Source organism: Pseudomonas sp. JL27(2026) (assembly GCF_056933555.1).
In genome coordinates this window covers 317083-331461 of the sequence record NZ_CM167794.1, presented here as the reverse complement: position 1 = coordinate 331461, position 14379 = coordinate 317083, and the positions used below count along the sequence as shown (strand labels likewise).

Below are 14379 nucleotides of genomic sequence, written 5' to 3'. Positions count from 1 at the left end.
CGCGATGGCGGTCTGACAGTCAACATTGATATTGAATCTACTGGCCTCATCGCGAACAGGCTCGCTCCCACAGGGGGATGTGGTTACAGATCCTCTGCAAGCACCTTCGACAGCATGTCGACAAAGAAATCCACACTCTGGCGCGTGGTGACCATCGGCGGCTTGATTTTGAGGATGTTCAGGTAGTCACCGGTCGGCTGCATGAAAATGCCCAGCTCACGCAGGCGATCACACAGCAGGGTGGTTTCTTCGGTGGCCGGCTCCAGGGTTTCGCGGTTGCGGATCAACTCCACCCCCAGATAAAAACCTGAACCATGCACCGCGCCGACCAACGGATGGCGGTCGATCAAGGCTTCGAGCCGCTCCTTGAAATAACCGCCAACAACCTGAGCGTTCTCCCAGAGTTTTTCCTCTTCCATCACGTCCAGCACCGCCATGCCGATCCGGCAACTGACCGGGCTGCCACCGGCCGACGAGAAGAAGTAACCTTCGGCTTCCAGTGCTTCGGCAATCTCCCGACGAGTGATCACCGCACCCAATGGCTGGCCGTTGCCCATGCCTTTGGCCATGGTGATGATGTCCGGCACCACGCCTTGCTCTTCGAAACCCCAGAAGAACTTGCCCATGCGTCCGTAGCCGACCTGCACTTCATCGGCGATGCACACGCCGCCCTGGGCGCGAACCAACGCATAGACCTGTTTCAGGTAACCCGGCGGCAGCGAAATCCCACCTGCATTGCCATATACCGGCTCGCAAATGAACCCCGCCAGTTGCCGCTGCTGCCCGGCGATTTTCGCCAGGTTGTGTTCAACGCTGCGCACGTAATCCGGCGCACTGTCGAGGCCTCGGAATTCACCGCGATAGGTGTTCGGTGCGGTCACCGGGTGCACCCAGTCCGGGCGACTGCTGAGGGCCTTGGGGTTGTCGGCAATCGAGGTCGATACCGCATCGGCCGCCACCGACCAGCCGTGATACGCCTCCAGCACGCTGAGCATGTCGCGACCGCCGCTGTAGGCCCACGCCAGGCGAATCGCCAGGTCATTGGCCTCGGTGCCGCTGTTGACCAGAAACACCCGGTCCATCGAGTCCGGCGCCAACGCCAGCAAGCGCTCGGAAAAATCGGCAATGGCGGCGTAGTGGAACCGCGAGTTGGTGTTGAGCAACGACCACTGGCGGCTCGCCTCGGCAGCCATGCGCGGGTGGCCGTGGCCGAGTACCGCGACGTTGTTGAGCATGTCCAGGTAAGAACGGCCCTGCATGTCGATCAGGTGGTTGCGCCAGCCCCGCTCGATGCGCGGCGGGTCGACGTAATAGTGTTTTTGCGAGCGGGCGAAACTCGCATCACGACGGGCCAGCAGGGCCTGCGGATCAAGCTCGATCTGCGCGTCGCACGCGAGCCCCAGCAACGCCGCAGGGGATGGGCACAACGCCTGCCATGCCGCTGCGCGGGACGGTGTGCAAAACAGCGGTGGATTCAAGTCCGCGCCACGGCTCAACTGAACCTGCAACGCCCCGCTGACCTCCCCCAGCACCTGCCCTTTGAGCAGCGCGGCCCCCGAATGCAACGACGCGCTGACGCCCCACAAACGCACGCTCAACTGCGCGCTGTCGAGTTGCACCCGACCATCGGCGGCCACCTGCAACACGCCGGCAAACGGCGCTTCCACGGGCGTGCCGTGGGGCACCTGCAACGCCACATGCAGCGGGCAGGTGTCCGGTTCGACCGCGCTGTCCGGGCGAGTGCGGGATAAACGGTACTGCCCATAACGGCTGGCCGCCAACCCGTGCACGCGGGCCGCTTCGACCAGTAAACGCTGGTCGATGCCAGCCTGCACCCAGTTGCCGGCCTCGAAATGCTCGCTCAACACGCCCAGGTCGATCAAGGCAAACTCGCGGCCCACCAGGCTCGGCAGCAACGGCGCAAAACCTTCGCTGGCGATAGCCGGCAGCGACTCACCGACGGTGGTGAGAATCGCCGCTTCCATCAACGCGAAGGGCACCGAAGTCGCGACGCGGAAGATCTCCCACTCATGGTTCAGGTTGTCGCGGCTGTACTGATTCTGCGGGTCGATGCTCACCTGCTGCTCACCACTGAGCACCAGCACCGCCGCCCGCGCGACGATCAGCGGCCACAGGGCCTGCAACTCTTCGCGCTGCAACGGGTTGACCGCGTGATACGCCCGCACCGCCGGCAGGACGTAGAACGGATCGCCCTCGGCGTGGTGCAACAACGCCGCGCAGGTCACCGACAGGTCGGTGATGCGCCAGGTGCGGATCAGGTCGCCGAAATCAATCACGCCCTGCAACTGCCAGTGACGTTGTTGATCGCGCTGGCAGACCACGTTGTCGTCGGTAATGTCCATGTGAATCGCCTGCACCGGCAGCTTCGCCAGCAGCGGCTGCAAGCGCTGCCCGGCCTGGCGGGCGGCCTCGGCGATTGCGGCGAGCTGACGCTCATCGCTGATGATCGGCAGCAGATGAGCGATCAGCGCCTGTGCGTGCCGGGCGTCCCACTGCAACGTTCGCTCAAGTCCCGGATGTTCGAACCCGGCCAGGGCCAGGTCCATTTCCCCGCAGAGTTGCCCCAGGTCTGCCACCAACGCCGGGCTCAAATGCGTGAGGCGAGTCAGCGACCGCCCCTCGATGTAGTCGAGTAAACGCACGTGCACCTCTTGCCCGGCAAGCTCCAGGGTGAGCAAGTCCCGGCCGTCGTTCGCCGGAATCACCCGTGGCACCCGTACACCGCATTGTGTCGCCAGATGTTTGAGGGCCGCGTGCTGGGCCTGCAATTCCAACGCGGCATAATCGCCACGGCAAATCTTCAGGACGAAGCGCCCCTGCTCACAGTCGAGCCGGTAATTGAGGTCCTGCTGACTGCCCAACGCCTGTAGCGTGCCGCTCAGCCCATAGTGTTCGCGCAACAGCGCCAGCGCCTGCTGTGCAGTCACCTGCGGGCCCGGAAGACTGACGCGATGAATCAACGTGGCGAGCGGCATACATCAACCCCTGAAATGTTTTTAGGCGCTTATATCGCCACCGTGACCGACGATAAGCAACCCCCGGAGGTCAGTCGCCCGTCGCCGCGAAATCCCGATAAATGACAAATCCGACCAACACCCCTATTGCACCACCCCGGTGCTGCCGACAAGCTATGATCCTTCGCTTCACGACTGTCTCAGGCTAAACAGGCGACCTACATGCGCATTCTCATTACCGGCGGCGCCGGTTTCATTGGTTCGGCCCTGGTGCGCCAGTTGATTACCCACACCGACCATGAAGTGCTCAACCTGGACAAGCTGACCTACGCCGGCAACCTGGAATCGCTGAGCAGCATCGCGACCGATACCCGCTATGAGTTCGTTCAGGCCGACATCGTCGACCAGGCCACGGTCAGCGCGGTGCTGGAACGCTTTGCGCCACAGGCGATCATGCACCTGGCGGCGGAGTCTCATGTCGACCGCTCCATCGACGGTCCGTCGGATTTCATCCAGACCAACATCGTCGGCACCTACAGCCTGCTGGAAGCCACCCGCGCCTACTGGCAGCGCTTGGCGGAACCTGAAAAAAGCGCGTTTCGCTTTCATCACATCTCAACGGACGAGGTCTACGGCGACCTGCACGGCGTCGACGATCTGTTCACCGAAACCACGCCTTACGCGCCGAGTTCGCCGTATTCGGCCAGCAAGGCTGCGTCCGACCACCTGGTCCGCGCCTGGCAGCGCACCTACGGGTTGCCGGTGCTGCTGACCAACTGTTCGAACAACTACGGGCCGTTCCACTTCCCCGAAAAGTTGATTCCGCTGGTGATCCTCAATGCGCTGGCAGGCAAACCGCTGCCGGTGTACGGCAATGGCCTGCAAGTGCGCGACTGGCTGTACGTCGAAGACCACGCCCGCGCCTTGCTCAAGGTTGTCACCGAAGGCGTGGTCGGCGAGACCTACAACATCGGCGGCCATAACGAACAGAAAAACATCGACGTGGTGCGCGGCATTTGCCAACTGCTCGAAGAGCTGGCGCCACACAAACCCGCAGGCGTCGGGCACTACGCCGACCTGATCACCTTCGTCACGGACCGTCCTGGCCACGATCAGCGCTATGCAATCGACGCCGGCAAAATCCAGCGCGAGCTGGGCTGGGTTCCGCAAGAAACGTTCGAAACGGGCCTGCGCAAGACCGTCCAGTGGTACCTGGAAAACCTGGAATGGTGCCGCCGGGTTCAGGACGGCAGTTATCAGGGCGAACGCCTGGGTTTTACCGACTTTAAGGATCTGATTGCATGATGAAGGGCATTGTTCTGGCGGGCGGTTCAGGCACGCGCCTGCACCCGATTACGCTTGGGGTCTCCAAGCAGTTGCTGCCGGTCTACGACAAACCGATGATCTACTACCCGATCTCGGTGCTGATGCTGGCGGGTATCAAAGACATCCTGCTGATCTCCACACCGCAGGACCTGCCGCAGTACCGCAACCTGCTGGGTGACGGCAGCCAGTTCGGCGTGCACTTCAGCTATGCCGAACAGCCATCCCCGGACGGCCTCGCCCAGGCATTCCTGATCGGGGAGGCGTTCATTGGCGATGACCCGGTGTGCCTGATCCTGGGCGACAACATTTTCCACGGGCAGTATTTCGGCGAACAACTGAAAAACGCGGCCCGCCGCTCAAGCGGTGCGACGGTATTCGGGTACTGGGTCAAAGATCCAGAGCGCTTTGGTGTCATCGACTTCGACAGTGAAGGGCGTGCCATTTCAATCGAAGAAAAACCCAAGAAGCCAAAGTCCAGCTACGCCGTCACCGGGCTCTATTTCTACGACAATGACGTCATAAAAATCGCCAAGGCTGTGACGCCCTCTGCGCGCGGTGAGCTGGAAATCACCGACGTCAACAATGCCTACCTGCAACGCGGCGATCTACAGGTCGAACGCTTCGGACGCGGCTTCGCCTGGCTCGACACCGGCACACACGACAGCCTGCTGGAAGCTTCGCAATACGTGCAGACCATCGAGCACCGCCAAGGGCTGAAAGTCGCCTGCCTCGAAGAAATCGCTTATCAGAACGGCTGGATCGACCGCGAACATCTGCTGGAGCGAGCCCAGTTTTTTGGCAAGACAGGCTACGGCCAGTACCTTTTCACCATCGCGGGAGAACACCAATGAATGTATCGCTCACTGAGCTGCCCGGCGTTCTGATTATCGAACCCAAGGTATTTGGTGACGAGCGCGGTTTTTTCTACGAAAGCTTCAATGCGCAGGCGTTCGAGCAGGCAACCGGCCTGAGTAAAGTGTTCGTGCAGGACAACCACTCACGCTCGCAAAAAGGCGTGCTGCGCGGCCTGCACTATCAACTGGAACACACTCAAGGAAAACTCGTGCGGGTCACCGCCGGCGAAGTACTGGATGTGGCCGTGGATATCCGCCGCAGCTCGCCCAACTTCGGACGCTGGGCCAGCGTGCGGTTGTCGGCGCAGAACAACCGCCAGCTCTGGATCCCGGAAGGCTTCGCCCATGGTTTTGTGGTGCTCAGCGACTACGCCGAATTTCTCTACAAAACCACCGACTACTACACGCCATCGGCCGAGCGTTGCATTCGCTGGGACGACCCGGACCTGGCCATCGACTGGCAACTGGACGAAGCGCCCCAACTGTCCGTCAAGGACCAGGCTGGTGTGCGGTTCAAAGAGGCGGATGTATTTGCATGAACACCCCCTTGAGGATCCTCATCAGCGGCCAGCACGGCCAGGTATCCCTTGAGTTGCAAAAACACCTCAAGGACCTGGGTGAAGTGATCGTGTGCGCACGCGAGCAACTTGACCTGGCGCAGCCCGAGCAGATCCGCCAGCAGGTGCGTACGCTGCGCCCGGACCTGATCATCAACGCCGCCGCCCACACCGCGGTCGATCAGGCCGAAAGCGAACCGCAACTGGCCTTCGCGATCAACGCCACGGCGCCCCGGGTGTTTGCCGAGGAAGCGCTTGCGCTGGGTATCCCGCTGATCCACTACTCCACCGACTATGTGTTTGACGGTCGCAAAACCGCGCCCTATACCGAAGCGGACACGCCCAACCCGCTGGGCGTCTACGGCGCCAGCAAACTGGCCGGTGAGCAAGCCATCACTGCCGTCGGTGGGATGCACCTGATCCTGCGCACCAGTTGGGTCTACTCGAGCCACGGGCGTAACTTCCTGCTGACCATGCAACGCCTGCTGCAAGAGAAACCACACCTGCGCGTTGTGGCGGACCAGATCGGTGCGCCGACCTGGGCCGGCACCATCGCCCGGAGCACTCGCGCACTGATCGAACGCTGGCAGTCGGGCCACGCGGGTGCCTGGGGCACCTATCACCTGAGCGCCCAGGGTGAAACCTCGTGGTTCGGTTTTGCCCAGGCCATCGCCGAACAATTACAGGCCCGACACCTGCCGTGCGCAAGCCTTGAGGCGATCCCGTCCAGCGAGTATCCGACGCCTGCCACGCGCCCGCTGAACTCACGTCTCGATTGCAGCCGACTGCTACAGCAGTGGAATGTCAGCCAGCCCGACTGGCGCGACGCGCTGCGCGAGTGTCTTGCCGAACAAGCCTAGGCATAATGCGCCTGTACCCACAGGCGCCCGATGCTCATGACTCCGACCCTCCCCCGCAGACCCCGCTGGCGCAGCCTTGCCCTGCTTGCGTTGTGCCTCGCGCCGTTGCTGTGGCCGCTGGAGCATCTGGCCGAGCGTTACTACCGCAGCGAACTGGCCGGGCAGAACCGTCAGACCCTCGACCTTTACGTCGCCAACCTGTTGGGCACCCTGCACCGTTACGAAGTGCTGCCACAAATCCTCGGCGACCTGCCGGCGCTACGGGCCGTGCTGGGGGCACCGGACGATGGTGTCACCCAGGGCAATGCCAACCGGTTCCTGAAAAACATCAGCGCCCAGACCGGCGCTGAAGTCATGTACCTGATGGACACACGCGGTAAGACCCTGGCCGCGTCCAATTGGGACAAACACGACAGCTTCGTCGGGCGCAATTTCGCCTTCCGCCCCTATTTCAGCGAGGCCATGCAGGGCCGCCTCGGGCGTTTCTTCGGCCTGGGCACTACCTCGGCCAAACGTGGCTACTTCTTTGCCGCCGCCGTGCGCGATGGCGAACAGATCCTCGGCGTGCTGGTGGTCAAGGTCGACCTCGACCACACCGAAAGCCTCTGGGGTAAAACCCCGGAACAACTGCTGCTGACTGACCACAATGGCGTGGTGATTCTGACCTCGCGCCCGGAATGGCGCTTTCGGGCGACCCGCCCCCTGAGCGATGACGACCGCCAGGCCATCGCGGCAGTCCAGCCCTACCCGACCCGCGATCCACAACCGCTGAACCTCAACCCCAGCGCCTGGCTGACCCAGACCCAGCAAATCGAAGAAACCGGCTGGAGCGTCAGCATCCTCGCCCCGCGCACCCTGATCGACCGTCCGGTGCGCACCGTGGTCGCCATTGGCGGCGCGACGCTGCTGGTGGTGATGCTGCTGCTCGGGCTGTTGATGCAGCGCCGTCGTCACTACCTGGAACGCATCGCCTTCGAAGCCAAGGCTCGACGCGAACTGGAAATGCGCGTGGCAGAGCGGACCAGCGACCTGGAAGGCCTCAACCGGCGACTCAAACAGGAAGTACTGGAGCGCGAGCAGGCGCAGCAGGAACTGGTGCGTGCCCAGGATGACCTGGTGCAGGCTGGGAAGTTGTCGGCGCTGGGCACCATGTCGGCGAGTATCAGCCATGAACTCAACCAGCCATTGGCGGCGATCCGCAGTTACGCGGAAAACGCCGAAGTGCTGCTCGACCATCAACGCACCGACGACGCCCGTGGCAACCTGAAACTGATCAGCGAACTGACCGGGCGCATGGCCTCGATCATCGCCCACCTGCGAGCCTTCGCCCGTCGCGACCGCCACGCACCGGAAAGCGTCGCGCTGCAACCGGCGCTCGACGATGCGCTGGCGTTGCTGGCCAAGCGGCGGCGGAGCATGGAGGTCGAGTTGATCCGCGACCTGCCGGCCGCCACGCTGTGGGTCGAGGCCGGCGAAACCCGTCTGCGGCAGGTGCTGGGCAACCTGCTGGCCAATGCCCTCGACGCGCTGACCGAAAAAGGCCCGCCACGCAGACTCTGGCTGAGTGCCGAATCCACCGCCGACGGCGTCAATCTGTACATTCGCGACAACGGTCCGGGATTCTGCATGGAAGCCCTGGGTCGGGCCGGCGAACCCTTCTATACCACCAAGACCCGCACCCAGGGCCTTGGGCTGGGGCTGGCCATTTGCGACACCCTGATGCGCGCCTTCGGCGGTGAACTGTCGTTTGCCAACCACAAGGAAGGCGGCGCCTTGATCACCCTGAGGCTGCGCGCTGGCGCACCCGGCGTCAGCCTGCAACCGTCCGAGGACCGCAGCTCATGAGCAACATCGTCGACAATCGGGTGCAAGTGGTGTTGATCGACGACGATCCCCATCTGCGCCAGGCCCTGAGCCAGACCCTTGACCTGGCCGGGCTGAAAGTCCTGCCGCTGGCCGAAGCCCAGGGCCTGGCCGCTCGCCTTGAGCGCGACTGGCCGGGCGTGGTGGTCAGCGACATCCGCATGCCGGGCATGGACGGCCTCGAACTGCTGAGCGAGTTGCACGCCCAGGACCCGGAGCTGCCGGTGCTGCTGATCACCGGCCACGGCGACGTGCCGCTGGCGGTGCAGGCAATGCGCGCCGGGGCCTATGACTTCCTCGAAAAACCCTTCGCCAGCGACGCCCTGCTCGACAGCGTGCGACGTGCCCTCGCCCTGCGCCAACTGGTGCTGGAGAATCGCAGCCTGCGTCTGGCCCTCAGTGACCGCAATGAACTCAGTACGCGACTGGTCGGCCAATCGGCGCCCATGCTGCGCCTGCGCGAGCAGATCGGTGCCCTGGCGGCCACCCGCGCCGACGTGCTGATCCTCGGCGAAACCGGCGCCGGCAAGGAAGTGGTGGCCCGCGCCCTGCACGACTTGTCGAACCGCCGCAGCGGACCATTCGTGGCGATCAACGCCGGGGCGCTGGCCGAGTCGGTGGTCGAGAGCGAACTGTTCGGCCACGAACCCGGCGCCTTCACCGGCGCGCAAAAACGCCGCATCGGCAAGTTCGAATTCGCCAACGGCGGCACGCTGTTCCTCGATGAAATCGAAAGCATGAGCCTGGATGTCCAGGTGAAATTGCTGCGCTTGCTGCAAGAGCGGGTCGTCGAGCGTCTGGGTGGCAATCAGCAGATCCCGCTGGACATCCGCATCATCGCCGCCACCAAGGAAGACCTGCGCCAGTCGGCCGATCAGGGACGTTTTCGCGCGGACTTGTATTACCGCCTGAACGTTGCGCCGCTGCGCATCCCGCCGCTGCGCGAACGGGGTGAAGACGTGCTGATGCTGTTCCAGCACTTTGCCGACGAAGCCAGCGGCCGCCACGGCCTGCCCCCTCACGAATTGCAACCGGGGCAACGCGCCTTGCTGCTGCGCCACACCTGGCCCGGCAACGTGCGCGAACTGCAAAACGCCGCCGAACGCTTTGCCCTGGGCCTGGAGCTGGAACTGGACAACAACGCGACGGACGCCAGCGCCGGCACGATCACGACGGACCTCAGCGGCGGTTTGAGCGAGCAGGTGGAAAACTTCGAGAAGAGCCTGATCGCTGCCGAGCTGGCGCGCTCCCACAACTCCATGCGCAGCCTCGCCGAGGCCTTGGGCATACCGCGCAAGACCTTGCACGACAAACTGCGCAAGCACGGCCTGACGTTCGCCAACAACAGCGACGAACCCGATTGAGCCGCGCCGACTAACCTTTAAACAGACACCTTGAGCCCGAGGCCCGTGCATGAACCGCGATAGCCGTTACCTGGAATCAATCCTGCACCACGACATTCCTCTGACACGGGACATGGGCCTGAAGGTGCTCGACTGGCAGGCTCAGCAACTGCGCTTACAACTGCCGCTGGAAGCCAACGTCAACCACAAAAGCACCATGTTCGGCGGCAGCCTGTACTGCGGCGCGGTGTTGGCGGGGTGGGGCTGGTTGCATTTACGCCTGCGCGAAGAAGGCGTCGAGGACGGGCATATCGTGATTCAGGAGGGCCAGATCAGCTACCCGCTGCCGGTCACCACCGACGCGGTTGCCCTCTGCGATGCCCCGAGCGCAGCGACGTGGAAGAGATTCCTGACCACGTACCAGCGTTATGGCCGGGCACGGCTGGCATTGCACACGCGCATCGTCAATGCCGACAGTGATGAGGATGCGGTGAAATTTACCGGGCAGTACGTGTTGCACCGCTAAGACATGAGAGCCACCCCAGAGGGGAGAGGGAGCCGATCTTCATGCTGTTCAAAATCTGAGTTCTACTGGATGTCTCAGGTCGATACAGGGAACCCAAATACCTCACCCTCCGGGAGAGGGTGAGGGCGGCAGTTCTGGATCAGCCCATCAACCCCGGGCCAGCGCCAACAACTTCTCCCGCCAGGCAGCCTTGGCCGGAAGTGCCAGGAAAAACGAATTACGCAGCGATTCACGTGCCGGATAGCTGAACGGCACGCCACTCAACTCCAGCACCTCGCCACCCGCGCCTTCCAGCACACCTTGAGCGGCAGCGGTGTCCCATTGAGAGGTGGGCGCCAGTCGTGGGTAGCAATCCGCTGCGCCTTCGGCCAGCAGGCAGAACTTCAGCGAACTGCCGATGTTGGCCAGTTGCAGCTCACCCAGGCTGTCGCTCAAACCGGCCAGCAAACGCTCTTGCTCAGGGCTTGAATGCCGACGGCTGGCAACCACGGTGAAAGCTTCGCCTGCGCCTGGCGCCTCACGCACGTGGATCGGCTGCGGCGTTTCACCCATGTCGGCACGCCACGCGCCAAGCCCGGCGCCGCCGAAATAGCAGCGGCCGTTAGTCGGCATCGACACCACGCCAAACACCACGCGCCCCTGTTCGATCAACGCGATGTTGACGGTGAATTCTTCGCTGCCAGAAATGAATTCCTTGGTGCCATCGAGCGGGTCCACCAGCCACCAGCGCTGCCAGCGGCTGCGCACGTCCTGCGCGATGTTCGCGTCCTCTTCGGACAGCACCGGAATGCTTGGGTCCAGCGCCGTCAAACCGGCCAGGATCAAGTGATGGGCCGCCAGGTCCGCCGCCGTGACCGGTGAATCGTCAGACTTGGCCGTCACCGCCACGCCTGAGCGCCAGAACGGCAGAATGACCTCGCCGGCCTTGAGCGCCAACTCGACCACCGGGGCCAGCAACGGATGAACCTGTGGAAAATTGATCATGGCAAAAATACCCCGCGCTCGGTCAGCACATCGCGGGCCAGGTACAACGCCGCCAAGGCACGCCCTTCACTGAACTGCGGGTTCTGCGCCAACGCCGAGAGCTCTCGCAGGTTGACCCGGTCGACCCGCATCGGCTCCGGCTCATCGCCTTCAAGCCGTTCCTCGTACAATTCGGTTGCCAGGACCACTTGAATCCGCTGGCTCATGTAACCCGGCGACAACGACAACTCGGTCAGGTGCTCCAACTGATGCGCGCCAAAACCCGCTTCTTCCTTGAGCTCGCGCTCGGCGGCGGCCAGGACATCCTCGCCCGGCTCGATCAAGCCCTTGGGCAGGGACAGCTCATAAGCATCCGTACCGCCGCAGTACTCTTCGACAAGCACGGCGTGGTCATCATCGATCATCGCCACGATCATCACTGCGCCATAGCCAACGCCTTTACTGATCAGCCGCTCGTACGTGCGCTCCACGCCATTGGAAAAGCGCAGTTGCAGCTCTTCAACACAAAAAAGACGAGTGGTGGCGACGATCTCGCGGACGAGTACAGTGGGTTTCTGGCGCATAGAAGGCTCCTTGGCGATTGCGGGTTACTATACAGGCTGTTTGAAAGCTGCTGCGCTCAAGATTGCAACGTCAAGAAACGGCTCGGACGGGGCATTTACAACTCGTAAACTCCCCCGTCCTCGCCATTTTTCCTTGCGCTCTCTTCGCTCGCTACGCTTTCAAATCAGCCTGTAACCGTGGCTTTCTTGATTGTTTATGTCGGACATCTTTTACCGCTGGAGAAGTTTTCAATGCTGTCACTGCCCTGGCGCAACATCGACACCGTTCTGCTGGATATGGACGGCACCCTGCTGGACCTGCACTACGACAACCACTTCTGGATGGAGCACCTGCCCCAACGCTACGCCGAACTGCATGGCATCAGCCGGGCAATGGCCGAGCTGGAACTGCAGCCGTTGTTCGAGCGCAATGCCGGCCAGTTGCAGTGGTATTGCCTGGACTTCTGGAGCGCCGAGTTGAAGCTGCCGGTGCGGGACCTGAAGCTGGAAACCGCTCACCTGATTGCGTTGCGCCCGGATGCCGATACCTTTCTGGCGGCGATCAAACAGGCCGGTAAACGTGTGGTGCTGATCACCAACGCCCACCGCGATTCGCTGTCGCTGAAGCTGGAGAGAGTCGAGCTGGCGCCCTACTTCGAGCGATTGATCAGTTCCCACGATTACGGCTTCGCCAAGGAAAACCCGCAGTTCTGGGACGCCTTGCAAGCCGACATCGGTTTCGACCCGGCACGCAGCCTGTTCATCGACGACACCTTGCCGATCCTGCGCAGCGCACGAGACTTTGGTGTCGCACATTTGTTGGCGGTGAGCCAACCGGACAGCCGTCAGGTCCCCAAAGACACCGCCGAGTTTGCGGCAGTAGGGGATTATCGCGAGTTGATTGCAGGGCTCTAGAGTCAATTGTGGCGAGGGAGCTTGCTCCCGCTGGGCCGCAAAGCGGCCTTAAATCGATATCCGCATACCTTCAGACAGAACGCATCAACCGGTTTACGACTGCCACGCAGCCGAACGGGAGCAAGTCTTACATTACTCAGGAATCCGCAGCGACTGCCCCGGATAAATCTTGTTTACATCCTTGAGCATTGGTTTGTTGGCCTCGAAGATTTTTTGATACTTGTTGGCATCGCCATACACACGCAGGGAAATCGCGCTCAGGGTATCGCCCTTCACGACGGTCACAAACACGGCAGCCTTCGCCACCGGGCCGGTCACGGTGATCTGATCGTCCACGCTGCCGACACCGGCGATATTGCCCACGGCCAGCAGGATTTTTTCCTTCTCTTCCTGGCTGGCGACTTCACCGGTAACAATTACCTTGTCACCGTCTACCGTGGCCTTGATGTTGGGGTTACCCAAACCGACCTTGGCAATGTGGTCCTTCAACTGCTCGCTGGCATTGGCGTTACCCGGCGTCAGCAAATCGATCAGTTTTTCGCCTGCTTCTTTCACAAAACTAAAAAGACTCATGGTGCACACTCCTTGGGTTTAAAGGTCCGGTCGCGAAAGACTAGACCAACACCATCGGACACGGTTCCCAACCGACCAATGACTACGCCCGCACGCGGGCGCTAGAATCCCCACCCTGCCACCCGCCCGGAGCGACGATGGACATCAAACAGCTGAAATTCCTCATCGCCCTGGACGAAACCCGACACTTTGGCCAGGCCGCGGCACGCTGCCACATCACGCAGCCCACCTTGTCCATGCGCCTGCGCAGCCTTGAGGAAGAACTCGAACTGCCACTGGTCAATCGAGGCCAGCGTTTCGAAGGCTTCACCGCCCCCGGCGAGCGTGTACTGGCCTGGGCGCGCACGGTACTGGCGGCCTACGACGGCTTACAGGCCGAGGCCGCTGCCTGTCGCGGCAACCTGGTCGGGACCTTGCGCCTCGGCGTGGTGCCGCTGTCGAGCTTCGACCCCTTGCCGTTGATGCAACAGTTGCACACCGACCACCCGAACCTGACGTTCGAACTCTCGGCGTTGAGTTCCGAGCAGATCCTCGAACAACTGGCGAGCAATCGCCTGGACCTCGGCGTGTCCTACCTCGAGCGCCTGGACAACGAACGCTTCGACTCCCTGGCCTTCAGCGAAACCCGCATGGGCCTGCTCTACGACCAGCGCTTTTACAGCTTCGCTGATACCCCCCTGAGCTGGGAAGCGCTGACCGAACTGCCGCTGGGCATGCTCACCAGCGGCATGCACTTTCGCCAGTCCATCGACCACAACTTCCATAGCCGCGGCCTCAACCCAAAACCCCTGTTGCAGACCGACGCAGTCCATCAATTGTTACAAGCCGTGCACGGTGGCCTGTGCTGCGCCGTGATGCCGCTGGAGGGTGGGCTCGAATCACTGACCGAGCACCTGCGCCTGCAACCGATTGAAAACGCACAGACGCTGGGTCGCCTGGGGCTGATCATGCGCCGCAGCGCACCCCGCTCGGCATTGGCTGAGGCGTGCTTTGCGCTGTATCAGAAATCACTGATCGCTTCTTGATCGACGTCATCTATCGGTAGATCAGTATTAGCGATT

13 protein-coding genes are annotated in these 14379 nt (G+C 62.3%); 9 read left to right on the top strand and 4 right to left on the bottom strand.

Annotation, left to right across the window (positions count from 1 at the left end):
- Positions 1 to 83 precede the first annotated feature (83 nt).
- Positions 84 to 2996, bottom strand: a complete 2913-nt coding sequence (locus tag AC1Z1G_RS01495; RefSeq protein ID WP_483624281.1) for an aminotransferase — start codon at positions 2994 to 2996, stop codon at positions 84 to 86.
- 201 nt (positions 2997 to 3197) lie between these two features.
- Here AC1Z1G_RS01495 and rfbB point away from each other — a divergent pair, with 201 nt between their 5' ends.
- From rfbB to AC1Z1G_RS01460, 7 genes are read left to right on the top strand one after another with little or no spacing between them, the layout of a single operon-like run.
- Positions 3198 to 4280, top strand: a complete 1083-nt coding sequence (gene rfbB / locus AC1Z1G_RS01490; protein WP_483624279.1) for a dTDP-glucose 4,6-dehydratase — start codon at positions 3198 to 3200, stop codon at positions 4278 to 4280.
- A complete protein-coding gene (gene rfbA / locus AC1Z1G_RS01485) occupies positions 4277 to 5152 on the top strand; it encodes a glucose-1-phosphate thymidylyltransferase RfbA (RefSeq protein WP_483624277.1) in 876 nt (291 codons plus the stop codon). The genes rfbB and rfbA overlap by 4 nt, the downstream gene beginning before the upstream one ends.
- Positions 5149 to 5694, top strand: a complete 546-nt coding sequence (rfbC, locus tag AC1Z1G_RS01480) for a dTDP-4-dehydrorhamnose 3,5-epimerase (protein WP_483624275.1) — start codon at positions 5149 to 5151, stop codon at positions 5692 to 5694. The genes rfbA and rfbC overlap by 4 nt, the downstream gene beginning before the upstream one ends.
- Positions 5691 to 6572 carry a dTDP-4-dehydrorhamnose reductase gene (rfbD, locus tag AC1Z1G_RS01475; RefSeq protein WP_483624273.1) on the top strand — a complete coding sequence of 294 codons (882 nt, stop codon included), beginning with the start codon at positions 5691 to 5693 and terminating at the stop codon, positions 6570 to 6572. Before rfbC ends, rfbD begins: the two co-directional genes overlap by 4 nt.
- Before the next feature lie 36 nt (positions 6573 to 6608).
- Positions 6609 to 8417: an ATP-binding protein gene (locus AC1Z1G_RS01470; protein ID WP_483624271.1), complete on the top strand. Its 1809-nt coding sequence runs from the start codon at positions 6609 to 6611 to the stop codon at positions 8415 to 8417.
- Entirely contained in the window at positions 8414 to 9799 is a 1386-nt protein-coding gene (locus tag AC1Z1G_RS01465; RefSeq protein ID WP_483624269.1) for a sigma-54-dependent transcriptional regulator, read from the top strand. The genes AC1Z1G_RS01470 and AC1Z1G_RS01465 overlap by 4 nt, the downstream gene beginning before the upstream one ends.
- A gap of 49 nt (positions 9800 to 9848) precedes the next feature.
- Complete coding sequence (locus AC1Z1G_RS01460; RefSeq protein WP_483624267.1) at positions 9849 to 10304, top strand: YiiD C-terminal domain-containing protein; 456 nt, start codon at positions 9849 to 9851, stop codon at positions 10302 to 10304.
- Positions 10305 to 10451: 147 nt separating this feature from the next.
- On the opposite strand, the gene cysQ is transcribed toward AC1Z1G_RS01460, so the two are convergent.
- Complete coding sequence (cysQ, locus tag AC1Z1G_RS01455; protein ID WP_483624266.1) at positions 10452 to 11288, bottom strand: 3'(2'),5'-bisphosphate nucleotidase CysQ; 837 nt, start codon at positions 11286 to 11288, stop codon at positions 10452 to 10454.
- Positions 11285 to 11851: an ADP compounds hydrolase NudE gene (nudE, locus tag AC1Z1G_RS01450; RefSeq protein ID WP_483624265.1), complete on the bottom strand. Its 567-nt coding sequence runs from the start codon at positions 11849 to 11851 to the stop codon at positions 11285 to 11287. The genes cysQ and nudE overlap by 4 nt, the downstream gene beginning before the upstream one ends.
- Positions 11852 to 12082: 231 nt before the next feature.
- On the opposite strand from nudE, the gene yrfG reads away from it, so the two are divergent.
- On the top strand, positions 12083 to 12745 hold the full coding sequence (gene yrfG, locus AC1Z1G_RS01445; protein ID WP_483624263.1) for a GMP/IMP nucleotidase: 663 nt from the start codon (positions 12083 to 12085) through the stop codon (positions 12743 to 12745).
- Positions 12746 to 12877: 132 nt separating this feature from the next.
- Here the strand turns inward: yrfG and lysM are convergent, their stop codons facing one another.
- Positions 12878 to 13318, bottom strand: coding sequence for a peptidoglycan-binding protein LysM (gene lysM / locus AC1Z1G_RS01440; RefSeq protein ID WP_347903252.1), 441 nt, complete (start codon positions 13316 to 13318; stop codon positions 12878 to 12880).
- Positions 13319 to 13455: 137 nt separating this feature from the next.
- Here lysM and AC1Z1G_RS01435 point away from each other — a divergent pair, with 137 nt between their 5' ends.
- A complete protein-coding gene (locus AC1Z1G_RS01435) occupies positions 13456 to 14343 on the top strand; it encodes a LysR family transcriptional regulator (RefSeq protein ID WP_483624262.1) in 888 nt (295 codons plus the stop codon).
- Positions 14344 to 14379 lie beyond the last annotated feature (36 nt).

Bases quoted from the DNA above. Each gene is read 5' to 3' on its own strand.
- AC1Z1G_RS01495 (WP_483624281.1), bottom strand. From the start codon at position 2,996: ATGCCGCTCGCCACGTTGATTCATCGCGTCAGTCTTCCGGGCCCGCAG.
- rfbB (WP_483624279.1), top strand. From the start codon at position 3,198: ATGCGCATTCTCATTACCGGCGGCGCCGGTTTCATTGGTTCGGCCCTG.
- rfbA (WP_483624277.1), top strand. From the start codon at position 4,277: ATGATGAAGGGCATTGTTCTGGCGGGCGGTTCAGGCACGCGCCTGCAC.
- rfbC (WP_483624275.1), top strand. From the start codon at position 5,149: ATGAATGTATCGCTCACTGAGCTGCCCGGCGTTCTGATTATCGAACCC.
- rfbD (WP_483624273.1), top strand. From the start codon at position 5,691: ATGAACACCCCCTTGAGGATCCTCATCAGCGGCCAGCACGGCCAGGTA.
- AC1Z1G_RS01470 (WP_483624271.1), top strand. From the start codon at position 6,609: ATGACTCCGACCCTCCCCCGCAGACCCCGCTGGCGCAGCCTTGCCCTG.
- AC1Z1G_RS01465 (WP_483624269.1), top strand. From the start codon at position 8,414: ATGAGCAACATCGTCGACAATCGGGTGCAAGTGGTGTTGATCGACGAC.
- AC1Z1G_RS01460 (WP_483624267.1), top strand. From the start codon at position 9,849: ATGAACCGCGATAGCCGTTACCTGGAATCAATCCTGCACCACGACATT.
- cysQ (WP_483624266.1), bottom strand. From the start codon at position 11,288: ATGATCAATTTTCCACAGGTTCATCCGTTGCTGGCCCCGGTGGTCGAG.
- nudE (WP_483624265.1), bottom strand. From the start codon at position 11,851: ATGCGCCAGAAACCCACTGTACTCGTCCGCGAGATCGTCGCCACCACT.
- yrfG (WP_483624263.1), top strand. From the start codon at position 12,083: ATGCTGTCACTGCCCTGGCGCAACATCGACACCGTTCTGCTGGATATG.
- lysM (WP_347903252.1), bottom strand. From the start codon at position 13,318: ATGAGTCTTTTTAGTTTTGTGAAAGAAGCAGGCGAAAAACTGATCGAT.
- AC1Z1G_RS01435 (WP_483624262.1), top strand. From the start codon at position 13,456: ATGGACATCAAACAGCTGAAATTCCTCATCGCCCTGGACGAAACCCGA.